At 59.8% G+C, this 23,329-nt stretch carries 17 protein-coding genes, 1 tRNA gene and 3 pseudogenes; 13 read left to right on the plus strand and 8 right to left on the minus strand.

What is annotated here, in order from left to right:
- The coding region (locus tag BLV27_RS10240; protein WP_170831419.1) for a transposase at positions 1-198 on the minus strand (198 nt) is incomplete at its 3' end.
- Between the two features lie 65 nt (positions 199-263).
- Between BLV27_RS10240 and BLV27_RS10245 the strand changes: the two are divergent.
- A pseudogene (locus tag BLV27_RS10245) lies at positions 264-467 on the plus strand (IS481 family transposase); the annotation flags it as partial.
- 100 nt (positions 468-567) lie between these two features.
- Here the strand turns inward: BLV27_RS10245 and BLV27_RS19730 are convergent.
- A pseudogene (locus tag BLV27_RS19730) lies at positions 568-718 on the minus strand (IS3 family transposase); the annotation flags it as partial.
- Positions 719-848: 130 nt separating this feature from the next.
- On the opposite strand from BLV27_RS19730, the gene glgB reads away from it, so the two are divergent.
- From glgB to BLV27_RS10265, 4 genes are all read left to right on the plus strand, one after another.
- Positions 849-3,053, plus strand: coding sequence for a 1,4-alpha-glucan branching protein GlgB (gene glgB, locus BLV27_RS10250; RefSeq protein WP_092645603.1), 2,205 nt, complete (start codon positions 849-851; stop codon positions 3,051-3,053).
- A 74-nt stretch (positions 3,054-3,127) separates the two neighbouring features.
- Positions 3,128-5,494, plus strand: a complete 2,367-nt coding sequence (gene gghA / locus BLV27_RS10255) for a glucosylglycerol hydrolase (RefSeq protein WP_092645811.1) — start codon at positions 3,128-3,130, stop codon at positions 5,492-5,494.
- Between the two features lie 69 nt (positions 5,495-5,563).
- Positions 5,564-5,896: a hypothetical protein gene (locus BLV27_RS10260; RefSeq protein ID WP_092645605.1), complete on the plus strand. Its 333-nt coding sequence runs from the start codon at positions 5,564-5,566 to the stop codon at positions 5,894-5,896.
- A gap of 2,267 nt (positions 5,897-8,163) precedes the next feature.
- A complete protein-coding gene (locus BLV27_RS10265; RefSeq protein WP_170831420.1) occupies positions 8,164-9,078 on the plus strand; it encodes an autotransporter outer membrane beta-barrel domain-containing protein in 915 nt (304 codons plus the stop codon).
- 574 nt (positions 9,079-9,652) lie between these two features.
- On the opposite strand, the gene BLV27_RS10270 is transcribed toward BLV27_RS10265, so the two are convergent.
- Positions 9,653-9,964, minus strand: coding sequence for a hypothetical protein (locus BLV27_RS10270; RefSeq protein ID WP_244504618.1), 312 nt, complete (start codon positions 9,962-9,964; stop codon positions 9,653-9,655).
- A 442-nt stretch (positions 9,965-10,406) separates the two neighbouring features.
- Positions 10,407-10,628, minus strand: a complete 222-nt coding sequence (locus tag BLV27_RS10275) for a hypothetical protein (protein ID WP_092645610.1) — start codon at positions 10,626-10,628, stop codon at positions 10,407-10,409.
- 555 nt (positions 10,629-11,183) lie between these two features.
- Between BLV27_RS10275 and BLV27_RS10280 the strand changes: the two genes are divergently transcribed.
- Both BLV27_RS10280 and BLV27_RS19070 read left to right on the plus strand, forming a co-directional pair.
- Entirely contained in the window at positions 11,184-11,849 is a 666-nt protein-coding gene (locus tag BLV27_RS10280) for a hypothetical protein (RefSeq protein WP_092645612.1), read from the plus strand.
- Between the two features lie 236 nt (positions 11,850-12,085).
- Positions 12,086-12,214: pseudogene (locus BLV27_RS19070) on the plus strand (IS5/IS1182 family transposase); the annotation flags it as partial.
- Between the two features lie 12 nt (positions 12,215-12,226).
- On the opposite strand, the gene BLV27_RS10290 reads toward BLV27_RS19070, so the two are convergent.
- Positions 12,227-13,234: an LLM class flavin-dependent oxidoreductase gene (locus BLV27_RS10290; RefSeq protein ID WP_092645615.1), complete on the minus strand. Its 1,008-nt coding sequence runs from the start codon at positions 13,232-13,234 to the stop codon at positions 12,227-12,229.
- Between the two features lie 175 nt (positions 13,235-13,409).
- On the opposite strand from BLV27_RS10290, the gene BLV27_RS10295 reads away from it, so the two are divergent.
- The 5 genes from BLV27_RS10295 (at position 13,410) to BLV27_RS10315 (ending at position 17,848) form a co-directional block, all read left to right on the plus strand.
- Positions 13,410-13,483 (plus strand) — tRNA-Gly (locus BLV27_RS10295).
- 86 nt (positions 13,484-13,569) lie between these two features.
- Entirely contained in the window at positions 13,570-15,351 is a 1,782-nt protein-coding gene (locus BLV27_RS10300) for an ABC transporter transmembrane domain-containing protein (protein ID WP_092645617.1), read from the plus strand.
- A gap of 63 nt (positions 15,352-15,414) precedes the next feature.
- Positions 15,415-15,624 (plus strand): mercury resistance system transport protein MerF, encoded by a 210-nt coding sequence (gene merF, locus BLV27_RS10305; protein WP_092645619.1) that lies wholly within the window; start codon positions 15,415-15,417, stop codon positions 15,622-15,624.
- Positions 15,600-15,818, plus strand: coding sequence for a GDCCVxC domain-containing (seleno)protein (locus tag BLV27_RS19735; RefSeq protein ID WP_092645621.1), 219 nt, complete (start codon positions 15,600-15,602; stop codon positions 15,816-15,818). Before merF ends, BLV27_RS19735 begins: the two co-directional genes overlap by 25 nt.
- Before the next feature lie 140 nt (positions 15,819-15,958).
- Positions 15,959-17,848, plus strand: coding sequence for an acyl-CoA synthetase (locus BLV27_RS10315; protein WP_092645623.1), 1,890 nt, complete (start codon positions 15,959-15,961; stop codon positions 17,846-17,848).
- An 85-nt stretch (positions 17,849-17,933) separates the two neighbouring features.
- On the opposite strand, the gene BLV27_RS10320 is transcribed toward BLV27_RS10315, so the two are convergent.
- On the minus strand, positions 17,934-18,143 hold the full coding sequence (locus tag BLV27_RS10320; protein WP_055082651.1) for a cold-shock protein: 210 nt from the start codon (positions 18,141-18,143) through the stop codon (positions 17,934-17,936).
- Positions 18,144-18,316: 173 nt separating this feature from the next.
- On the opposite strand from BLV27_RS10320, the gene BLV27_RS10325 reads away from it, so the two are divergent.
- Positions 18,317-18,652 carry an arsenate reductase family protein gene (locus BLV27_RS10325; protein WP_342024557.1) on the plus strand — a complete coding sequence of 112 codons (336 nt, stop codon included), beginning with the start codon at positions 18,317-18,319 and terminating at the stop codon, positions 18,650-18,652.
- A 3-nt stretch (positions 18,653-18,655) separates the two neighbouring features.
- Here BLV27_RS10325 and BLV27_RS10330 read toward each other — a convergent pair whose 3' ends face one another.
- Complete coding sequence (locus BLV27_RS10330; protein ID WP_092645625.1) at positions 18,656-21,562, minus strand: hypothetical protein; 2,907 nt, start codon at positions 21,560-21,562, stop codon at positions 18,656-18,658.
- Positions 21,563-21,987: 425 nt separating this feature from the next.
- Positions 21,988-23,277: an O-acetylhomoserine aminocarboxypropyltransferase/cysteine synthase family protein gene (locus BLV27_RS10335; RefSeq protein WP_092645627.1), complete on the minus strand. Its 1,290-nt coding sequence runs from the start codon at positions 23,275-23,277 to the stop codon at positions 21,988-21,990.
- Positions 23,278-23,329: the final 52 nt, after the last annotated feature.

Here is a 23,329-nt window from a genome sequence, read left to right on the forward strand (position 1 = left end):
GAACAGCACCTTCATCGTCAGGCATGTCTGGATGGCGGTATCGCTGTAGGTTTGCTGTCGGCCGCGTTTGCCGGTCGGCGCAGCATCCCAGATCACCTCTGGGTCAAACCAGATCGTCAGCGAGCCTCGGCGCTTGAGCGCTTCATCATAGGCCGGCCAGTTCCTGGTCTTGTAGGTTGGGGGCGTAGGTCTGCTCATGCACCCCAGCGACCATGCTGGATTCACGACATGAATCCCTCACCAGGTTTGTGCAACAGAGCCACGCGACGGTGAAGCGATACCATTACGACAGCCATGATCAGCTCCGAACGCACGTCGGCGACTTCAGCACGGCTTACAACTTCGCACGCCGATTGAAGACCCTCGGCGGCCTCACACCCTACGAATACATCTGCAAAATCTGGACTTCAGAGCCAGATCGATTCATCTTAAATCCGACCCACCAGATGCCGGGACTGAACACCTAGGCATTCCCTGTCCGTCGTCAGGGATCTTGGGCCAGTGGGCTGCCCGATCTAAGAGAGGGTCTGGCTTATCTTGTTGTTCGGATTGTGCGACGGCTTTGCGGTGAAGCAAGCGCCGGCTTTCGATGGTCTTTCGTTTGATCCTTTCTTGTTGTCTCAGGATATTTTCACCGCGCCCGCAGTAGACCGCGCCCGCAGTAGACATCGGCAGGTGTGAGGTTTTGCAGGCTCTCGTGATAGCGCCGGCGGTGGAAAGCTCGACGACGGACACGAGCGGCGAAAACGTAGTCAAACCTGTTCAAATATAGTGCATTCGGACAACGCGCCGTCGCTCTGATCGCCGTCCGGTTGATGTCTGGGAGGCGCACTCTATCGTCAATCGCCATGAAACAGACTGAAAAATCTACCTCAGGTGCGAACAAGCACACGTTACGCTTACTTCTTAACGGAACGACGCAAGACCCATTCTCGGTTCTTGGCCCCCACGACATGGATGGCGAGCGTCATGTCACCGCTCTGATGCCCGGAGCCAAGGAAGTGGCGGCGCAATTGAAAGTCGACGGGTCGGAGCGCGAATTGCATGCGATCGCACCCGACGAAGGATTGTTCTCGGGCCCTGTCCCTGGCGATGCGCTCTACAGGTTGCGCGCAAAATCGTCGGATGGCGAGACTTGGACGATCGAGGACCCTTATCGCTTCGGCGCTGTGCTGGGGGAACTGGACGAATACCTGCTGGGTGAAGGCAAGCACTACAATCTCTGGAACGTCTTAGGAGCGCACGTGATGACGCACGAGGGGATGGAGGGTACGCACTTTGCCGTCTGGGCCCCCAACGCAAGGCGCGTCTCGGTCGTGGGCACCTTCAATCTCTGGGATGGCCGAAGGCACCTGATGCGCAAGCTGGGGGCGATCGGTGTGTGGGAGATCTTCGTGCCCGGCGTCGGCGAAGGCACGGCCTACAAGTTTGAAATCGTCAATGCGCACGGACAACTTGAACCACTGAAGGCCGACCCCGTTGGGTTCGGGTCTCAACATCCGCCTGAAAACGCCTCTCTTGTGCGAGATATCAAAGGGTACGGCTGGTCAGACGCCGATTGGATGCAGTCGCGCGCAGAACACAACGCCCGCACCTCACCGATTTCCATCTACGAGGTTCACCTTGCGTCGTGGCGACGCAAGGCTGGGGACCGGGCGATATCATACAAGGAAGCGGCACAGGAGCTTGTCGATTATGCCGCCGACATGGGGTTTACGCATATCGAGCTGATGCCGATCAGCGAGTATCCCTTTGATGGGTCGTGGGGATATCAGCCCGTAGGCCTGTTCGCGCCAACTGTCCGCCATGGGCCACCGCATGAATTCAGGGATCTGATTGAGGCAGCTCACCAAAAAGGTCTGGGTGTCCTGTTGGACTGGGTTCCGGGGCACTTCCCGACCGACCCGCACGGTTTGGGTCAATTCGACGGGACGGCGGTTTATGAACACGGCGATCCGCGTGAGGGGTTCCACCAAGACTGGAACACGATGATCTTCAATTACGGTCGGGTGGAAGTGAAAAATTACCTGGTCTCGAACGCGCTCTACTGGCTTGAAGAATATCACGTCGATGGTCTGCGGGTCGATGCAGTCGCGTCGATGCTTTACCGCGATTACTCGCGCAAGGACGGCGAATGGGTTCCCAACAAGGACGGTGGCCGCGAGAACTACGAAGCCATCGCGATGATGCAGGAGATGAACACGGCCGCGTATGGCGCGCATCCCGGCATCATGACAGTCGCCGAAGAAAGCACGGCCTATCCGGGCGTTTCGGCACCGGTCGATCAAAACGGACTCGGCTTCGGGTTCAAATGGAACATGGGCTGGATGAACGATACCCTCGAATACATGAAGCAAGATCCGGTACATCGGCAATATCACCACAACCAGATGACGTTCGGGATGACCTACGCGTTCTCGGAGAACTTCATATTACCGATCAGCCACGATGAGGTTGTTCACGGCAAGGGATCAATGCTTGGCAAGATGCCCGGCAGTACGGACGAGAAATTTGCCAACCTGCGCGCCTATTATGGCTTCATGTGGGGGCAGCCCGGAAAAAAGCTTCTTTTCATGGGGCAAGAATTCGCGCAGTCGAGCGAATGGGATCACGACTCCCAGCTGGATTGGGCCGCAGTGGAAGATCCGCGTCACGGCGGAATCCAGCGGCTCGTGCGTGATCTCAATACGCTCTACCGCGGCGTCCCATCGCTGCATGCGCTGGATTTCGACCCTGATGGGTTCCAGTGGATCGAGGCGGACGACGCCGAACGCTCGGTCTTTGCATGGTTGCGCCGGGCCGGAGCGGACGCGCCCAATGTCGTCGTAGTCAGCAACATGACCCCGATCGAGCGGCCAAATTACCGGATCGGCTTGCCCTTCGCCGGCAAATGGCGCGAGGCGCTGAACACAGACGCCGATATCTATGGCGGCGGTGGTCGTGGCAACATGGGCTCGGTCGAGGCCGTCAAAACGCCAAGCCACGGACAGGCTGCAAGTGCCGATATCTATCTTCCGCCAATGTCGACAGTCTTCCTCGTCCAAGACCGTTGATCTCCGATTGGCTCCTTCCCCCGGACAGCACCGCAAACGTGCTGTCCGGCCAATAAAAAATGCAAGGCGATGACATGCCATTGAAAGACCTATTGAACTTCGACGAAACCACAGCGAGAGCGCAAGCCGAGGCCGCGCGAGCAGCCCATTCGTCGGCGGAAACAACTTTTGAAGCGGAGATGAAGATCGCGGAGGGTCTTGGGGGACAGGTCGATGGCGATACGGCGACCTTCGGGTTCTGGACGCCGGAACTGCTTGATGAGCGGGTGCCGCAGGGGGACATCTTTCTTGAGGTTTTGTCACCGGTCACGCCGCTGGATCTGACACGCGCGCATCAGGATATTTCGTTTGAACGGGCTTGGATCCCGGTGATCCGAGAGGGCGCGCATTGCTTCACCGCCGTCACCGGAATGGAGGCAGGAACGCGCGACAAGATGGGTGACTTCTACGCGCTCGCATGGCGGGATGCGAAGGACAAATGGCATCGAATACTGGACCCGCTGGCGATGTCGCTGCCCTTTGGCGCAATGGCACCGGCAGAGCTGTACGATGTTCAGGCCATGCAGGCCGCACGTACCGACCGCGCCTATTTCGAGGCGCTCAGAGGCAAGGCCCCGCACAAGTTTGGTCCCCCGGTCAACATCCTGCAAATCCATGTCCCCACTGCAACGGCGGGGGGCACGCTGGCCAGCCTGACGCGTCACTACCAGCGGATTTCAGACCGCGTTGCGCGTGATCTGCCGCTTGAACCGGCGGATCAGCTTTTCGTTGGCTACGATGCTGTGCAGCTTCTGCCGGTCGAACCGACGACAGTCTACGAGACCGGGCCTGATTTCTGGTGCGAAAGCGACGCCAACAACGAGTCTGTCAATGTCTCTATCCTCAGGCCGGATACGACAAATTGGGGCTACGATGTCGTGATTTCGGGGACATCGACCGTAAACCCGGTGCTGTTGGAAACCGGTCGACCCGATGAACTGGTGGACCTGGCTGCAGTCCTGCACAATTTTGCGTCCAAACCGAAGAAGTTGATTTTCGACGTGGTCTTCGGACACGCCGACAATCAGGGGCTGCGCGCCCTGAACAGCCATTTCTTCGCGGGTCCGAACATGTACGGGCAAAACCTCGACTACCAGAACCCGGCGGTTCGGGCGATCCTGCTGGAAATGCAGCGCCGCAAGGTGAACTTCGGGGCCGACGCTGTCCGTGTGGATGGCGCGCAGGACTTCAAATGGTGGGACAGCGCCAAACAGGAATTGCGCCACGACGACCAGTATCTGCAATCGATGGCGGACATCGTGCAGAACGTCGCTGATACGCAATACCGGCCCTGGTTCATCTTCGAAGACGGCCGGCCCTGGCCGGATGAAGACTGGGAGCTCAGCTCAACCTACCGCGCTGTCGTCGAGGCCCAGCGCGACGATGACGTGTTTCAATGGGGGCCGCTGACATTCGCGCATAATACGCCGTTTCTTTATACGTTCTGGCTGTCCAAGTTTTGGCGTATCCGCGAAATCGTGGACAATGGTGCCAATTGGATTTCGGGAACATCGAACCACGACACATTGCGACGCGGCACGCAGGTCAGCCCCAAGATGAACGTGAATACCCGTTTGGGACGAACCCGGATGGAGATCCTTGACAAAGCCTATGACAATCCGGCGGTGCACGTCCTGACGTACGTGGCATTGCCCGGCGTTCCGATGGATTTCCTTAACGCCATGGCGCGGGGGTCTTGGGGTTTCATCCGAAATCAGGACGATGAATACGGGGTCAAGGTCGTCGCCGAAGAAGCCATCAGCCTCAAATGGCAGGTCGACGAGTACAGCTACCTTGTCCCCGCGAATTTTCGCCGCCTGAAGGAATTGGGGTACGAAACACGCGAAGATCTGGTGCGCTTCATGGACTTTCTGCCCGCTCTCGTGGATGTCACCGAATACGATCTGGATGAGATCGTGCGTCTGCTGAGCATTGCGGAACCGCCGCTTGCCGGGCCGGAATTCACGGTCGCCAGCCTAAAGCGGATCGCGCAGGCATGGATGAATGATATGCATGAATACTGCAATATCGCGAATGCCCTATCGACGCTTGATCGGGCACAGGTAGACTTTTGCCTTGCCGCGCGGAACTTTCGGCATGCCCGCCCCTGGCTCCGCGACAATTATGGGCCGAAGGACCGGTTCGACTATATCCACCCCATCAATGGACGCACGGTCGTTACATCGTTGCGTCACGGCCCCGACGGCGAGCAGGTCTTTTCAGTAGCTCACCTTGAGGGCAAGCCGACCGAAGAAATGGAGCCGCTCTCTCTGCCGGTGCCCGGAATCGAGGGCACGGGCTGGAAGCTTGCCCTGCGCACCCCTTCGATTGGCGACGAGTATGTAGGCGGGCCCATTGTGCTCAAAGACTCGATGGCACTCGTCTATGTCCGCTCGGGCTGACCTGTCGGATCGACCACAGGGGCACAAGCGGTTTGACGCCAGTCGCTGACCTGCCAGACACCGGCGCGGATGATCGATGGTGGTTATGCCGTCGGTGCCACGCACCAACCCTTCGACCGCATGCCGTTTGCAGTGCGACGAGAGGCTGGCGTGGAAAGCGCCTTCAGATCAGACCCGCTGGAGATTGCAGGTCTTCTTCAAGCAGCTGAAAGCATCGCCTTCACCGGTGCGGGCACAAGTGGTCACATCTTGCTTGGAACGCCGGAGAGGTTCGGCGTGGCGGATGCAATTAATTCCAAGAGCAGATTTATTTTCCGCGGTGTCCCCGTGCAATTAGTCGTTGCGGGCGAGGCCAACCTTGTAATCGCATCCCTAGCCACGGTTCTGGCAACGCTGGCATAATTTCAGCCGCCGTATTCCCCGATGAATTAGAAAAACATATCGACATGTCGATTTTTCCAAACAGCTCGCCGCGGATAGTATCGTATCGTTCCTGATAGGAAGTGAATTGCGCACCGAACTCGCTGAGGAGGGAATTTCAAGGTTTAAATTGACATGTACGCTGACTGACAGACTGGCGAACCGGGTGCCCATTTACGTGTCTGCTCGGTACGCGCGGTGTTACTTGATCCAACATCTGATCTCGCCGTCGCAGCGACAGTCCGCAATGACGGGCCGCACCGCAGCACTGGGGAGTAACACCGGATGTCTCCTTTGAGCCAGAAGCGCCAGTTGCGCGGATCTTTCCAAAGGTATGGAAAGTTCCGCACAGCAGATAAGCATCTAGGCGACCCTGGTGTCCTTTGCAGAAAACGGCAGATTAGGCTCAGGACTCATAACCAGAAGATCACGGTTGCCGCCAGGGCAATGGCTGAGAGAAACACAGTCGGAAAGCCGTCCATCGTGCCGGAAGCAGCTCATGCGCCGCGCGCGTCAATGAACGGAAATTTGGGCGTACTCCGGTCATTCTCTGCACTTGGCCCGAAGGTCCGACATGGGCCGTTCGCCGCAGCCGACACCAAGGGCGGGAGGCGGACGCATTCTGCAACCAGCAGCTTCTTATGTCGCAGCGCTAAGGGCGTGGACAGCCTGGGACGATCGTCAACGATAAACTAAAACCTCAATATGCGACGCTGTATGAAATTAGTCCCGTCGCTCGGCAAGAGACGGGCCGCCGGACGAATGAAAGGGTGGAGAATTCACACCCCCCGTTTCGACGACGATTGCTGGCAGTGCTTCGGTTCCGGCGTATGCGAAACCTGCAGAAGTTCGCCTCCCTCAAAAACAAGTTCACTCAGGTCCGCAGTCTCACCAGACGAAGTATCTTCAAGCTAAACCACGACGCCGCTCTTTCCGAGTGGCGCGGCCTCTGCGCAGGATAATAGTCAGGTCTCTACCCTCTCCCGTAGACCGCCTCAAATTTATCTGAAAGCTCGACACAAACGCTGAAGGTAGACAAGCGCCGACGGGTGAGCGATCACCTCGCCAAGTTCGCGCATCATGGCGACACTGCAACAGACCAGTTCGTGCAAAAACTCAAACAGAACGCGTCTGATGCCGTCTTGATGGTGCCGGAGTCTGAAGGGCCGATGAACAGTACATTGTATTACAAAACTTGTGAATGTGATTCACGGATACGCCCCTCACGCCTGAATTGCATTTTACACCTGACTGGCGGGTTCAGTTATTGTAACCCATCTATCGGCTTGGCAACGCGAGATGGAAGTATCGCTCGAACAGCTAGTGACATCGATACATGTGTACATGTGAGATCGGAACGATCGACCGCCAATCAGAAAATGCGTCCGGTTACGTAGAAATCGATTCTTTCAAAGCAGCTGTATTGGCAAGCAACGGAGCAGCGCTTACGGCCTAAACCAACCCTGCTAAGGAGTCGCGACAAACACCATGCGGCGCATGGCTCCGGGTGATTATCCGCACCTCGAAGTCCCGCCTTCTTGACTTGGTGAGACCTGCATGAGACATAAGGAACCCTGCAAAACCGACGCCGCTGACTTGCTTGGCATGCGTCAGGGACCAGAGGCGTCCGTCACGCAGATCAAGGACCGGCATCCTTCGGCCTCGCCCGCACCCGTGTCGGCTTCGGCACGAGCCTTGCATATTTACTGATTGCTATTCCTAAAACAGCGCGTACACTAAAGCATTAGTTATGGTGCAAAGTCTACAAGACCCGTATTTCAAGTGAGTTAGTTATGTGTAAGCGAGTTTCTTCTGGCCTCACGTATGCCGTGTTGATGGCAGCAACGATGGCCCTTGGGGGTGAAGCCCAAGCGCAAAATTTCACAATAAGCGGCACTGTCAGTCAAGCAGAGACAATTGCGAACGGATCGGCTTTTGTTTCCAATGACTTTCCCACCGACCGATTTCAGATCACCATTGTCGATGCAGCGAACCTTTCATTAACGTTAAATTCGGCAAACTTTGCGTCACTGTTTCCAACTCGAGCTCATATCGGGATCAGGTCGGAGGCAGAAAGCACGGCAGGAACAATCTTCCCGGCTCTTCCCATTTACGGGGTGAGTTCGGATGCATCCGGGCTGCTTTGGCCGAAAACGCGAGACCTGTCTGGGCTTTTTGCAAATGGTAACTACGAGCTATTTTTCGCGTCGGACTATGAGTCTGTTGATGGGGGACCGTACAGCTTCACCGTGAACGGTGCTATCCTTGGATGGCCTCCAGCCGTTGCCGCGCAACTCTCGGCCCTGTCTCAAGGCAGCGCCAGTCTTTCGCGCGGTATTGTGATCATGGCTGGCGAAGTTGCGGCAACGAAGGCAAATGACGGCCTGTCCACCGGCACCTCCACAACGACCGCATCTTCGCGCGGGACGGACCCCACCGCCATAAACACATGGGTCAAGTTCACCGGCTTCGTCGTAAACGGTAACGACTTGCGCCAGACCGCGACCGGCTTTCAGTTGGGCGGCGACATGCATGTCATGTCGAACCTTGCCCTTGGTTTGTCCATTGGCCACAGCGAGGTCAATTCCAATGCAGGCGGTTTCGACCTGTCGGGCGACCTGACGTTCATACAGCCCTACTTAGCCTACGTGAACGGCCCCATGCGGGCGGAAGCTTCCCTGATCTACGGGCGCGGCGATTTCGAACAGGTCTCTCTGGGTGGCACGGGCACCGCGGACACGACGCTTGTCGCCGCAACACTATCAGGTGCCTATGACTACGTGCTGGCCGAAGGGCACACCCTGTCGCCGATGGCATCGCTTTCGTACGGCAAGGAAGAGAGCAAAGGCACCGGTGGCACGCTGGCCGGGGCGGGAACGGAGACGACTACCTTTGGGCGCGCGTCGATCGGCGCACGCTACACGAGGGCCTTTGACATCGGTACCGCCTTCGTGGGCGCGCATGCCGACTATGACTACAGCAACGGCGACGCCAATTTGATCGCCGGCTTCGATGACGATACCGGTCTGGCCGGTCGGGTCGAGCTTGGCGTCAACGCGGCGATCACCGACCGCCTGAACCTGCGGACCAACATGTCGGTCGGTGGCCTGGGCACGTCGACCAAGGACGTCGCCGCAGGCCTGACGCTCAGCATGAGCTTCTAGGACCCCAGCCTCAGGGCTGTATCTACCAAAGGACGCGCCTGTTCCGGGTACGTCCTTTTTTCATACCGGCACCTCGCCAGTTTGACGCCCGGCGATAACCTTTGTGACGATGTTGGGCGGCGCGGCGCACGATAAACTTAAAGATGGCTCTTTGATTGTCACGTTCCGCCCAACAAGGACGCTGTGCAAAGACCCGCGCCCTAAGCAGTCCGCGCCAACCGTGACATTGCCATCTCCGCCCCCGATTCAGCGGAGCTGCCCCAAGATGCACTCCCCTCGCAGGTCTCTCGATCAATCTATGCTAAGGACGCCGATTCGGTCTTCTTTGGGCACTATTGGCTGAGTGGTGAGCCGGAGCGGCAGTCACACAATACGCTCTGTCTCGACTATTTGGCTGGCCAGGACGGCCCACTGTTCGCATATCGCTTCTCCGAGCCTGCGGAGCCGATAAATTTCGCGACCCTCGTGATCGATTGATCGAAGGAACATCTGGGTACCTGTCAACGACCAGTACCTAATCTTATGCGGGACAAGAGGAACCTGATCCAGGTCGCCCGGTGTCAGAAGACGAAGGTCAGAGCCGAAAATACGTCAGCAACGGTGAATTCAGTACCGAATGCAATACCCGCGCGTTACGCCTGTCGTCGTCGGTCTCGTTCTTTATTTCCCGCTCGTCGTGGTCGCTGGGATCGATCTCATTGGGGTCGTAGCCGTCCTCGTCCTCGGCGATTCCGGTCACGTGGGTCGTCCCGGTCTCTTCGTCGTAGGCAAGCCCATATCTCGCCGGCCCCTCGGACTTGTATCGCCGGTATGCATTGATGTCCGCATAGTTGAATACCAGCGTGAAGGATACCACGACTAGGAAGCCTATCAATTGGGCTTCCATGGAGATGCTCCGTTGCGGGATAATTGTTCGGGGCGTGGGGGCCAGCGCCAGCGCGCATAGCTCTCCGTTGGGGCCGTCGATCTCACTGCGGTGATAGGCCTCAGGCTCTCCTGTTTGGCGAGATGCCCAAAGTGTCGCGCGACGCGACGCAGAGGTCGCGGGTACGAGCGCGTTGATGAAGCGCCTTATGCCGCGAGGCTCATATATGATCGGGGAAGGTGCCGGGAACTTTGCGCATCCTGGCCATCGAAGAAGAAGCGGGCATTCTTGCAACCATAGGTGTTGGTCAAAGAGAGGGCTCTTCCTTGCTGTTCGCTGCTGCATCCCCCGAGGTCGCCTGTGCCCAGTATGCGGTCTTTGCAAAGTCGGACTGGACGAGCGCTATAGATTGGCAGGGAGGGCGCGAACCTGATCCGCGCCCTTCAAGGTTTTCTGGATGTGCTCAGTAGCGTGATCGGCTGCAAAAGCCTGCATCATCGCAAAAGACACCGGCAAGCCCGCCGACAATGGCACCGCGGTCACCGTTTCCGTTGACGGCCTTCGCCGCACCATACCCGAGAGCTGCCCCGATAAGGCCGCGCTCCATATCACTGTCGATTGCGGCACCTGGCGCGCAGGCTGAGATTAGGGCGGTTGCTGCGATGAGAGGATAGATGAATTTCATTTTGGTCTCCTGAGGGGCCGACAGTCCGCCGGCGGCATTGCGGGAATCGGGGGATTGCGGAGAACCGTGCCCTCGCAGCTCTCGCCGATGCATGTGCTCATACTCCGCAGGCGTTCTGTTATCCGAACACCGGCACACTTTCTGAGTGTGCTATCGGATGACAACGCTTCGCGATCATTCGGCCCGCAGATGCAATTGGTCGACAAAGCGCAAATCTGGGTTCTTTTTCCCAAGCCAAGTCAGGCACTTGGCTTTTTCTGATCTTCAAGAAATTCAGTTCCCGACTGTTCCTGAGAAAATTCGTGCCTGACAAGTCTCCTGTAAGGGCCGGAAGCTGACCTCTTAGACGCAGGATCGAACGGCGGCTTCTTGTCCGCACAACGGTCACTGGTGATCATCGCAGCGAAGGGCAACCTGGAGCCCAGGGTGACGGATGCTGCTTCATGCATGAAGGTCAGCTTTGGCAGTTGGGTGCAGCAATCTGAAATAGAGGAACCTATGCGCCAGTTGGGCTTCCAGTTTGGCGCTAGGTGAGTTGCTGTTTGCCGGTCAGTTGTGCAGATTGACTTCTATGCCCGATCAGAGAAAAAATTTTTCGAGGAAGCTGCACCAGAACTTTGGTACACCTATGCTTACGAGTTGGCAGATATCGCCGATGCAGTTTTCAGAAATTCGAAAGGCCAGTTTGTCGCCTACATGCACGAAGATGCCGACGGATCAATAACCAAGGCGCGCCGCCCTTTCGTATCTCGCCCAGTACTTCTCTTGTATGGGCTAAGCCTTGAAAACCTTATTAAGGGGCTTCTCATATCTGAAAACCCAAAGCTGATGCAGGGCGGGAAACTGAGTAAATACCTTCAAGTACATAATCTCGTAAAACTATCCAGGCGTCTAAAATCCATCCAGTTGGATGGCAGCGAACTTCAAATTCTCGAATTGCTGTCTGACGTGGTTCCTTACCATGGCCGCTATCCAGTGCCACGCGGAGCAGAAAGTATGAAACCAGAACAGTACATCTCCGAGAGCATTTATGATGCTTGCAGGGCACTCTTCAAACGCTTGGAGATGCAGCTCTACAAACTGAATCATCAGGGCATTGATGCGCCGGAAGGGGTCCGCTTCGCAAATTTGCGGCTGACGCACCTAGACGGTGAAGCGGACTTTATCACCGAAGAGCTTGACATGGACTATGATGGCTTCCGAAGGGAGTTTGATAGTTAAGCGACGGTCAATGGCACAGAAATCATGCCCTATCGGCCAAGTGGTGCCAAAAGCGCACATTCGATCGATAAAGATGAACGCCCGCTCCGTCCGCACATCGGACCCCGGTGCTCAATAGTTTTATGGTCTGCTTCCGGCCCAGAGCCGACATTTATGATTCCATTCGGTGCGGCATCGCAGCTTTTCAAAAGCGGACCTTAGGCCCCATCTCAGCCAAACTCCCTGACGAAACCGATCGCCAACTTCTCATCGAGATCATGTTCGGGCGATTGAAAGACGGGAGACGCGTGGCGACCCGCTACGACAGGTGTCCGAAGGTCATCCTCTCGGCCGTCGCACTCGCCGCAATCGTGATCTTCAGGTTGCGAGTCCTGAGCCTACGCCGCGACGGCCTTGGCCTGCATGTCGCTCATGATATCGGCCACGATCTCGAATGACCTGAGCCGCGCCGCGTGATCGTGAATCATTCCAGTGACCAGAAGTTCATCGGGCTTGTAGGTCTCAATCAGATCGCGAAGCCGGCTCCTGACGGTCGTGGGGGATCCCGTTGCGGAACACGACAGAGCCACGTTGATCTGCGCCTGCGTCGCCGGTGATATCTCGTTGGACATGTCTTCCATGGGGCGCGGAAGCTTGCCGGGCGTCCCATTGTGCAGCCGCGCGAATGCCAGCACCTGGGACGTGCGCAGATAGGCGGCTTCCTCATCGGTTGGAGCGGCGCAGACTCCGGCGGCCATCATGAAGTACGGTCGTTCAAGCCATTGCGATGGCCTGAATGTCTCGCGATAAATGGCGGCCGCCTCGCCCAGCATCGCTGGAGCAAAATGCGAGGCAAATGCGTAGGGCAGTCCCAGATGCGCGGCAAGTTGCGCACCGTAAAGGCTCGATCCCAGGATCCAGACCGGGACATGTGTGCCGGTGCCCGGGATCGCGCGAACGGCAGCCTCTGCAGGGGCATCGTCGAAATACTCGAGAAGTTCGATGACGTCCCGGGGAAAAGTGTCCTCCTGCGTCATATGACGCCTGAGCGCCCGCGCGGTCGCCAGGTCGGTTCCCGGTGCGCGACCGAGCCCGAGGTCTATGCGCCCCGGAAACAGGGTCTCAAGCGTGCCAAACTGCTCTGCCACGACCAGCGGCGCGTGGTTGGGCAGCATGATACCTCCGGCACCGACCCGGATTGATTTCGTAGCAGATGCGACATGCCCGATGACGACGGCTGTCGCCGCGCTGGCGATACCCGGCATATTGTGATGTTCCGCCAGCCAGTAACGGTGATAGCCGAGACGTTCGGCCGTCTGGGCAAGTTCCACCGTGTGGGCCAACGCGTCGGCGGTGGTGTGCCCCTCGGGAACAGGCGACAGGTCGAGAAGAGAAAAATGCTGCATGTCAGTATCCTTTGACGAGTAGCTATGTACGAAAACCGCGCTGGCCAAGCGGCAAGACGCAATTCATGGCGTCTCCGGTTCAGAGAATACGGCCTTGGCCGGAGCCTTACGCAAAACTCACGACGAACACGCACCTGACCAGAAAATACACATCAAATAAAGACCGGCGCGCGGCGCGGGCGTTGTGTAATGGTAAGACCTCAGCCTTCCAAGCTGATGATGCGGGTTCGATTGCCGCCGCCCGCTCCATCCCTCGAATCTGGAATGTTTATAGTGCCGCGCTTGCACCCTTCGGGTCGCAGGCTTAGGTCGGACCGGCACAGGATGAGGGACTTATGGCCGAGATCGCGAACGAAGCCGAGCGGGCAAGATCCAAGAAGATCGGCAGCCTGCGATCGCTGACGCCGTTCTTCCGACCGCATATCGGCCTGGTCGCGTCGGCAATCGCCGCGCTGGTCCTGACTGCCTTCATATCCCTGGTGCTTCCGCTGGCCGTGCGCCGCGTCGTGGACGGCTTTCAGGCCGGGGACGCGCAGTTGCTCGACCAGTATTTCGGCGCGGCCCTTGTGATTGCCGGGCTGTTGGCGCTGGGAACGGGCCTGCGATATTACCTGGTCACGGGGTTGGGCGAGCGTGTCGTAGCCGACATCCGCAAATCGGTCTTCAGCCGCATGATTGGCATGTCGCCTAGCTTCTACGATTCAATCCTGACGGGTGAGGTTCTTTCGCGGATCACGACCGACACAACGCTTTTGCTGTCGGTGATCGGATCGTCTGTTTCGGTCGCGCTGCGGAACGTGCTGATCCTGATCGGTGGCATGGGCCTGATGATCTGGACAGCTCCCAAGCTATCAGGGTTGGTGTTGCTGATTGTTCCGGCTGTTATCATTCCGATTATCGTGCTCGGGCGCAGGCTGCGCAAGCTCAGCCGCGAAAACCAGGACTGGATTGCCGAGTCTTCCGGGCGGGCGTCCGAATGGTTGCTGAGCGCGCAGACGGTGCAGGCGTATACTTTCGAGGGGGAGGCCGCGGACCGCTTTAATTTGGTGACCGAGAAGAGCTTCCGTTCCGCCAAAACGCGCATTGCGGTGCGCGCGGTCATGACGATCATCGTCATCTCACTCGTGTTCGCGGGCATCGTCGGGGTTCTGTGGATCGGTGCGCGCGACGTGCGTGCCGATGTCATGACCATCGGGGAGCTGATCCAGTTCCTGATCTTCGCGATCATGGTTGCCGGGTCTGTTGCCGCCCTGTCGGAAATCTGGGGCGAGTTGCAGCGGGCGGCGGGCGCGACGGAGCGCTTGGTCGAGTTGTTGCAGATCGAGGACGATGTGACCGATCCGGCGCAGGCCGTTCCTGCCCCGAAGGTAGAGACGGTGACCTTCGAGAACGTCACGTTTCACTATCCCACGCGGCCCGAGATCAAGGCCTTGGACAATGTCACCCTGACCGTCGCACCGGGCGAGACCGTCGCCTTGGTCGGGCCCTCGGGCGCTGGAAAGTCTACGGTGATCCAGCTGTTGCAGCGGTTCTACGACCCCGATGCCGGGCGTATTCTCTTGGGCGAGACGGACCTGCGGAACATGACGCGCGCGGACTTCCGGGCGCACATGGCGCTGGTGCCGCAGGACCCGGTGATCTTTGCCGCCTCCGCTCGCGATAACATCCGTTTCGGCAATCCCGATGCCTCCGACGAGGCGGTGGAGGTCGCGGCGCGCGCCGCCGCTGCGCATGATTTCCTGGTCGAACTGCCGCAGGGCTACGACACCTATGTCGGCGAGCGAGGCGTGATGCTTTCAGGCGGTCAGAAACAGCGTATCGCCATCGCCCGCGCTATCCTGCGCGACGCTCCGGTGCTTTTGCTGGACGAGGCAACCAGCGCGCTTGACGCTGAATCTGAACGCCTGGTGCAGGATGCCGTGGCGCGCCTTGCCCGCGATCGGACCACGATCATCGTCGCGCACCGACTGGCGACGGTGAAGCAGGCGGACAGGATTATCGTGATGGAACGGGGACGCATCGCCGCCCAGGGCACCCATGAGGAGCTGGTGACGCAGGGCGGACTTTATGCCCGGTTGGCGAGGCTGCAATTCACTGACGGGATGGCCGCCGAATAGTGCGCACGCATTCGTGACGTCGGCGCAGATGACGGCCTCGGTTCGGGCAGCTATAGCTGACCTATGGCAGACCCAGTTCTTCGAATCGGCCTTACCGGAACCGCACTGGCGGCGCTCTGTTGTCTGACGCCTGTCCTTCCGCTCGTGCTCGGGGCGATAGGGGCCGGATCGCTGGTAGCGTCGTTGTACCGCGACGCCGTGCTGCTGCCGATACTGGGCATCTTCATGCTAACGACGGGGTACGCTCTATGGCGACGCAAGAAACGATCCTGACCTCGCGCCTGACTTGCCCAAAGTGTGGGTATTCTTCAGATGAAACGATGCCGACGAACGCCTGCGCCTTTTTCCATGAATGCCCGGGGTGTAGCACTGTGTTGCGTCCACTTCCCGGGGATTGCTGCGTGTTCTGTTCTTACGGAACGGTCCCTTGTCCGCCAATTCAGGCCGGGAACGGGTGCTGCGGCTAATCGGGCAGCACCATTTTAAGGCTCAAATATATCAAAATATGGTTCGGTCGTAGCGTCCTTCTTGCGCTGGAAGGTTGCAGTCGGCATCTTGCCCGCCAAGAACCGCGGAGGGAGCCGCGGCGGACCGGGAGGGGATAAACATGGCACCATTCGCCAACAAGCAGGATATTCTGGACATCGAGGCCGCTGAGCCGTGGGAGGCCGCCCAGCCTGCGCGAACCGTCTACGAATTGCTGAGCCAGACGGCGGATCGGTTTCCTGACCGGCCCGCGATAAGCTACCAGTTGTTTTCAGGGCCGACCGACCCGGCCGAGACGCTGACATGGCGGCAATTCCACGGGCAGGTAACGCAGGCCGCCAACTTGTTCCATAGCTTGGGCGTTACCGAGACGGATACCGTCGCGTATATCCTGCCGAATTGCACCGAAGCCGCGACCACGCTTCTGGGCGCGACCGTTGCGGGCATCGCGAACCCGATCAATCCGCTCTTGGAAGCTGAGCAGATCGCGGCCATCCTGCGCGAAACGGATGCCAAGGTCGTCGTCACGCTACGCGCCTTCCCCAAGACTGACTTAGCCCAGAAGGTGGCCGAAGCGGTCAAGCTGGCCCCCCATGTCACAACGGTGCTCGAGGTTGATCTGCACCGCTATCTGACCGGCCTGAAAAAGTTGATCGTACCATTGATGCGCCCCAAGGTCACGGTGATGCACAAAGCGCGGGTTCTGAGCTTCACCAAGGAAGTGGCCAAGCACCCCAAGGATACGCTCACCTTTGCCGATAGCGCGCGTGACCGCGTCGCTGCCTATTTCCACACCGGCGGCACCACCGGCCTGCCCAAGGTCGCGCAGCATCGGTACTCTGGGATGATCTACAACGGCTGGATCGGCCACCGCCTGCTGTTCACCGAGCAGGACGTGGTCATGTGCCCGCTGCCACTGTTCCATGTGTTCGCCTGTCACGTGATCCTGATGGCTATGGTCGCCTCGGGCGCGCATGTCGTCTTCCCGACACCGCAGGGTTACCGGGGCGAAGGCGTGTTCGACAACATTTGGAAACTGATCGAACGCTGGAAGGTCACCTTCCTGATTACAGTCCCGACCGCCATGTCCGCAATGTTGCAGAGGCCGGTGAACGCGGACATTTCGACCATCAGGACTGCATTCTGCGGTTCGTCGCCGCTGCCACTGGAATTGTTCAGACGGTTCGAGGAGACGACAAATGTCAAGGTTGTCGAGGGGTATGGCCTGACCGAGGCGACCTGCCTTGTGTCGTGCAATCCCGTCGATGGGGTCAAGAAGATCGGCTCAGTCGGTATTCCTTTTATGCATACAGACGTGAAGATCCTAATTGATCGGGGCAAAGGCCCCGAGGAGTGCGCGACTGACACGGTGGGCGAAATCTGCCTCTCTTCGCCCGGCGTCTGGGCGGGCCACACCTATACCGAGGCCGACAAGAACGCCGAGTTGTTTCACTTCGATACGTATCTGCGAACGGGCGATTTGGGTCGGCTGGATGAAGATGGCTACCTTTGGGTCACCGGGCGTGCGAAGGACCTGATCATTCGCGGTGGGCATAATATCGACCCCGCCGAGATCGAGGAGGCACTGGCCGGGCATCCGGAAGTCGGCATGGCGGGTGCCATCGGTCAGCCCGACGCCTTCGCCGGGGAACTGCCTTGCGCCTATGTGGAATTGGTCGCTGGAGCCACGGTTACATCCGAACAACTGATCGCCTACTGCAAAGAGCACGTGCACGAGCGCGCGGCACATCCCAAGTACATCGAAATCCTGCCCGAGCTTCCGAAAACGGCCGTCGGCAAGATTTTCAAGCCGGATCTGCGCAAGAGTGCCATTACCCGGATATACAATGCTGCCCTGTCAGATGCACATGTAAACGCGCGGGTTGCCTCGGTCGTTGAAGACAAGAAGCTTGGTCTGGTCGCCAAATTGGAAAAGACCGGCGAGGTGGAGGAGCGGGACGTGGTCGCCGTGATTGGCAACTATACGCGGCCCTGGGACTGGGTGGAGTAATCGGCACGGGTCCGTCGCCGGATCGGCAGGGAGCCCTCAATACAAAAGACGCCCGCTCGCGCAGGCGTCCAAGGGTTGCGCTCGATCAGTCGAGCGCAACAAGTTCCGATGCCGATGATCGACCGTCACGGCCTTCGCGCATTTCAAATTGGATCTTCTGATTGTCCCGTAGTCCCGTCAGTCCCGCACGCTCGACGGCAGAAATATGGACAAAAATGTCCTTTCCGCCGTCATCCGGTGCAATAAAGCCGAAGCCTTTGGTGGTATTGAACCATTTCACGGTGCCAGTGGCCATGACCGTGTCTCCTCAGTGTCGTCCCGCCCGCAACATCGCGGCGGCTTGGTGAACGACGATATCGGGGCGTTTTGCAGCCCCTGCTTCGTCGACTGCCTTCGATCTGAACGACATGGAGTTGCGTCCGTCAAGGGTGTCGCGCAATATATGAAAACCGGCGAAGGAGGGGTGCCATGATCGTTGTGACTGGCCTAAAGACTTGTGATAATTGCAAAAAAGCGGTCAAGGCTTTGGCGGCTCAGGGTGTTTCGGTCCGTCTGCGCGATCTCCGGGATGAGCCGGTTACCGCCGGTGAGATCAATTCTTGGTATGCCCAATTTGGCGGCAGCCTGCTCAATACGCGGTCAACGACATGGCGCAATCTGTCCGAAGCGGAGCGCGCCGATGACCCACTCGCGCTGATGGCGACGCATCCGGCGCTGATCAAACGGCCCGTGGTTGAGACGCCGAACGATCGGTACCTGGGGTGGACCACCGCAACCCGCGGGGCGCTTGGTCTTTCCGATTGAAGATCAGGAGTTGGGCAGGCGTAAACTCACGCTGCGACCACTGCGCTGATAGACCAACTGACTGTCACCGATGGCCGTCACGCGTCCCCGATCTAGCCGGTCACCGACTTCGACCTTCACGTAGCGACCGTTCGACAGCCGCACGAGGGCACGGCGGGCGTTGGGGCGACCGTAGACACCGACAAGGTTGATCTCACGCAGGCGGATTGCGTTTCGTTGTGTAGCCGCGCGGGCAACGCTCCCGCCGGCGGAGCGTATGGTTTGCCCGCTGCGTTGGGCGGTTGGCACGGTTTCCTCGCTCGCGACACTTGCAGTGCTTGCTGCCGCTGGCGCGGCGCTGGTCTGCGCGCGACGACTGGTAACGATGCGTGCGGCCTCCCGCTCGACCGATCGGGGGCGGGAACGCGGTCGATCCGACTGCGAGATCGCAAGTCGGGAGGAGGAAGTGACTTGGCCGGCAGTCGTGCTTTCCGTGGTGGCCTGACTGGCAAGCGAGGCGACAGCGGCGGCGGCGGCGGCTTCAACAACGGCGGCACGCTCTTGGGCGGCCGCGGCGAGAACAGCGGCACGGGCCGCCTCTTCTGCCTCGCGCGCGGCCGCGTCCGTTATGCTGTCGGGGCGCTGCAGGGGGCGCGTGCGTGTCAGCTCTTCACGCGTGAAACCACTGGCCATCGGCGGCGGGGTTTCGGCTTCGGTGGTGGCCTCCGCCTCCTGCGGGATAGCATCTCCGGGGCGCTGGGCTGGCCGCGTGCGGCGCAGCTCGGCGCGGGCGGCATCGTCTTCTGGCGTTGGCACCGTTTCGACGTCTGCCGGTGTGGTGTCGTCAGCACGCCGTGTGGGCATGACGTCCGGGCGCCCGGCGATAACGGTGTATCCGCCGGGGGCGACCGTGCCTTCTTCCGTGGGGGGTACCAATGGCTCAACAGTGGCGTCAGGCTCCGAAGCGGGCTCCTCGGCGGACGATGATGCCTCAGCCTCGGGGCTCGGCTCGACCACTGGTTCGGACGTGGTTTCGGTCTCGTCTGTGGACGGCGTGGCTGGGGGGGCCGCGACCGGAGTTTCGTCCTGCTCAGTGGCAGGTGGCAGCGGGCTGGGTTCGCCTAATGGTCGTTCCGCTTCGACGGAAGCGATCACGGTGTCGTCGGTTTCCTGCGCCAGAAGACCTTCGGTCAGCGCGGGAGTTCCTTCAAAGTTCCCCTCAATTTCCACCGTTTCTGGCACTTCCGGAGCACTTGCCGCATTGGTCTGTGCGGTTTGGCCGTCATCGGGATTGGGCGGGATCGGGGTCGGTTCGATCACGTCGTCGACGGTTGTTCGTTCGGGTTCCGTCCGCTCCGACGTGTCTTGCGCCGGGACCCTCGGGGTGGTGATCGGCAGGGGCGGGCGGGCAAGATCGGAGCCGGCGGTTCGGTCGCCCGAATCTTCGGTAGACGGCAGAAGGTCGGCCACGTCCTGATCCGCTGGCAGGTCGGCCGGCGGAATCGTCGCACGCGGGAACTGCGCGACCGTTTCTTCGGATGCCGGTGCCAAGGCAGCGCTCGCAGGGCCATCCTTCGTTGGCGCGCCCTTCATCATCACTGACCAGACCGCGATAACGCCCATCAGCGCCAAAAGAGACAAAGTCAGGTACACGCCAAGCCTCGCGGTACCGCTGCGACGGGGCTGAACGGCCTTTTCACGTGCCAATCCAGGCAGGCTGAGTGCCACGGCGTCGATATCTTCCAGAGCCTTGCCGGTCTGAGGTGCGGCGGGCGCGTCAGGGCGGGTGCCGGAGGCGGCCACCGTTGGTTTTGTGGGTTTCGTATCGGCGGGCGGATCCGCCAGTTCTGGCGCTTCTGCCACACTGGCTGGTTCGGGTGCCTTGGCGGCTTCTGGCGGTGCTCGGTCCGCCAGCGTTGCGGAGCTTGCTTTGGTTGCCGTTGGCGTGGCGGTCTTTGGCTGCTCAGGTGTAATCGGTGCGGCCAGACGCGGCGCGATCCGCGTAAGGGACGGCTCTGCTGGCTTGGAGCCGAGCGGCGGCTGGCCCCGTCGCCGGGTGCTAAAGGCGGGCATTGCCGGTTCGGGTCTGGTCTCGGTTGGGGGCGCTGTTTCGGGCTCGGGCTCGCTTACTGGCGGCGGCGAGGCCAACGCTTCAGCGACTGCGAGTGCATCCTCAAAGGTCTCTGGTGTCGATGCCTCGGGGGCGGCGTCAACCGGTGTCGGCGTGACGGGTGTCGGGGCTGCTGGCTCTGCTTTGACCTCGGGCAGCGCGTCAACCGGCACCGATTTCTCAGTTGTCTCGGTCGAAGGTGTGGCGACAGGGGCTTCCGCCACGGAAGGGTCCTCGACCGGCTCCGGTGTTTCTTCCTGGGCCATTTCGGGCGGGGCGGGCGCGGGGATCACTTCGAACTCGTCCTCAAGATCCAGCAAGAGGTTGGCACCCTCCAGGAATTCCGCCGCGATACCTGTTTGCCCGAAATGGGGTCTGCCCGGATAGGTCATGTCACCCGTATCACCCATGATCACGACGGGTCGGAATCCAAATCCGGCGGCGAATTCCTCGGCCTCCATCAGGGTTTCAAGGGCTACGACGGCCACTTGCAGACGGTCGCCCTTTTGCACGTAATCAAAGGCCAGATCCTCAACCTCGTAGGGCGTGCGCCCGCGCAGCAGGGATCGGATCGTCACCTTCGGGTCCCGGTCGTCGCGTTCAAGTGATGTGAACAGCAACTGGCTTTCGGGAATAATCAGGATCGAGGTGAAATCTTCGCCCACGCGGGCGGCACAACGGGCGCGCAGCCGTGTCAGCCCCTCAGCCATATCGGGTGCGTCCAGCCGCACCACGCCTTCACGCCACCAGACGCCACCGTCTGCGCGGGACAGTACGGCGATTCCGTCGAGCGAGAGGTCGAGTGCGATCTGTGGTGTCATGCGATTGCCTGCCAGCGTGTGGTCACTGTTTGGTCGGGACCATTTACCCGACTGTAAGTTACAGGGTAGCGCATGAAAAGGCGGGTGCGCCTGTCGGCGACCCATCGCCGAGGGGCATCAGGCTTCGGGCCTCTTGGATATGCCTCAAAATCGGAACGTACAAAAACTCCCTGGGAAAACAATGTCCGGTCACAAAGCCTGCCGTGCCGCCCCGTTCGAGATGGTGGGACTGTTGCTGGATGCGGAGCCCGGCACGGTCGCTTGCGAGGGCATGCGGGGATAGAGCGGTGCACCCGTCGGACGAGATCGGGGTGCCAGTGGCTGCGGATGCGCATTGAGGTGCGCGACAGATCGGAAGAATTCCGATCTACAACCGGCCAGCAAAAGGGGGCCGCAACGGCCCCCCTTTTTTAGTTAGCCCACGCTTACGATACCTTTTCCAAGGCCTGATCAAGATCAGCGATCAGGTCGTCGGCGTCTTCGATCCCGATCGAAATCCGTACGACGTCGGGGCTGGCTCCCGCCGCTGCCTGCTGTTCGGGCGAAAGCTGACGGTGCGTGGTTGATGCAGAGTGGATGACCAAGCTCCGCGCGTCGCCCAGGTTGGCGACATGGCTGAAGATCTCAAGGCTGTCGACAAACTTGACGCAGGCGTCGTAGCCGCCCTTGAGCGCGATCGTGAAAAGGCCGCCCGCCCCCTTGGGACAGACTTTCTTGGCCAGCGCGTTGTAGGGCGATGAGGCCAGACCCGCGTAGGTGACGTGATCGACCGCCGGATGCTTTTCCAGCCAGCCAGCAACGGTTTCCGCGTTCTGGACGTGACGTTCCATGCGCAGCGACAGCGTCTCGATACCGCAGAGGGTGTAATGCGCAGCCTGCGGGTTCATTGTCATGCCCAAGTCGCGCAGACCGACAGCGATACTGTGGAAGGTGAAGGCCAGGTTGCCGAACGTCTCGTGAAACTTGAGGCCATGATACGCGGGCTCGGCCTGTGACAGGGATGGGAATTTGTCCGATGCGGACCAGTCGAAGCGACCCGAATCCACCACGCAGCCGCCGGTGACGGTGCCGTTGCCGGTCAGGTACTTAGTGGTCGAATGCACGACCAGCGTGGCCCCGTGCTCGATCGGGCGCACGAGGTATGGCGTTGCCGTCGTGTTGTCGATGATCAGCGGGATACCCGCCGCGTCGGCGATGTCGGCCACGGCGCGCACATCCATGATCCAGCCGCCCGGATTGGCGATGGCTTCGCCGAAGATGGCACGGGTTTCGTCGTTGATGGCGGCCTTCACGGCGTCCAGATCGTCGAAATCCACGAAGGTACAGGACCAGCCGAAGCGTTTGATCGTCTGGCTGAACTGGGTGATCGTGCCGCCATAGAGCCGCGAGGATGCAACGATGTTGCAGCCCGGCTGCATCAGCGGGAACAGCGCCATGATCTGCGCTGCATGGCCCGAGGAACAGCAGACCGCGCCCGCGCCGCCCTCCAGCGTGGCGATGCGCTCTTGCAGAACGGCCACGGTTGGATTGGTCAGGCGGCTGTAGATATACCCGACCTCTTGCAGATTGAAGAGTGCGGCGGCGTGCTCGGCGTCGCGGAACACATAGGCGGTGGTCTGGTAGATCGGCGTCTGCCGCGCGCCCGTCGCCGGGTCGGGGCGGGCACCCGCGTGAATTTGCAGGGTGTCGAAGCCGTACTGGCGCGTCTCGGTCATGGGTCTCTCCCTCGGAATTTGCCGTAGATTAACCGCGGCGTGGGGCGGGGGC

Origin of the sequence: Jannaschia faecimaris (assembly GCF_900107415.1) — a bacterium.
Lineage (GTDB): Bacteria > Pseudomonadota > Alphaproteobacteria > Rhodobacterales > Rhodobacteraceae > Jannaschia > Jannaschia faecimaris.

Coding starts and splice junctions, on each gene's coding strand:
- BLV27_RS10290 (WP_092645615.1), bottom strand. CDS start 13,234: ATGCAGCATTTTTCTCTTCTCGACCTGTCGCCTGTTCCCGAGGGGCAC.
- merF (WP_092645619.1), top strand. CDS start 15,415: ATGGCAGACCCAGTTCTTCGAATCGGCCTTACCGGAACCGCACTGGCG.
- BLV27_RS10320 (WP_055082651.1), bottom strand. CDS start 18,143: ATGGCCACTGGCACCGTGAAATGGTTCAATACCACCAAAGGCTTCGGC.
- BLV27_RS10315 (WP_092645623.1), top strand. CDS start 15,959: ATGGCACCATTCGCCAACAAGCAGGATATTCTGGACATCGAGGCCGCT.
- BLV27_RS10260 (WP_092645605.1), top strand. CDS start 5,564: ATGATCGATGGTGGTTATGCCGTCGGTGCCACGCACCAACCCTTCGAC.
- BLV27_RS10300 (WP_092645617.1), top strand. CDS start 13,570: ATGGCCGAGATCGCGAACGAAGCCGAGCGGGCAAGATCCAAGAAGATC.
- BLV27_RS10330 (WP_092645625.1), bottom strand. CDS start 21,562: ATGACACCACAGATCGCACTCGACCTCTCGCTCGACGGAATCGCCGTA.
- BLV27_RS10335 (WP_092645627.1), bottom strand. CDS start 23,277: ATGACCGAGACGCGCCAGTACGGCTTCGACACCCTGCAAATTCACGCG.
- BLV27_RS10270 (WP_244504618.1), bottom strand. CDS start 9,964: ATGGAAGCCCAATTGATAGGCTTCCTAGTCGTGGTATCCTTCACGCTG.
- BLV27_RS10325 (WP_342024557.1), top strand. CDS start 18,317: ATGATCGTTGTGACTGGCCTAAAGACTTGTGATAATTGCAAAAAAGCG.
- BLV27_RS19735 (WP_092645621.1), top strand. CDS start 15,600: ATGGCGACGCAAGAAACGATCCTGACCTCGCGCCTGACTTGCCCAAAG.
- gghA (WP_092645811.1), top strand. CDS start 3,128: ATGCCATTGAAAGACCTATTGAACTTCGACGAAACCACAGCGAGAGCG.
- BLV27_RS10275 (WP_092645610.1), bottom strand. CDS start 10,628: ATGAAATTCATCTATCCTCTCATCGCAGCAACCGCCCTAATCTCAGCC.
- glgB (WP_092645603.1), top strand. CDS start 849: ATGAAACAGACTGAAAAATCTACCTCAGGTGCGAACAAGCACACGTTA.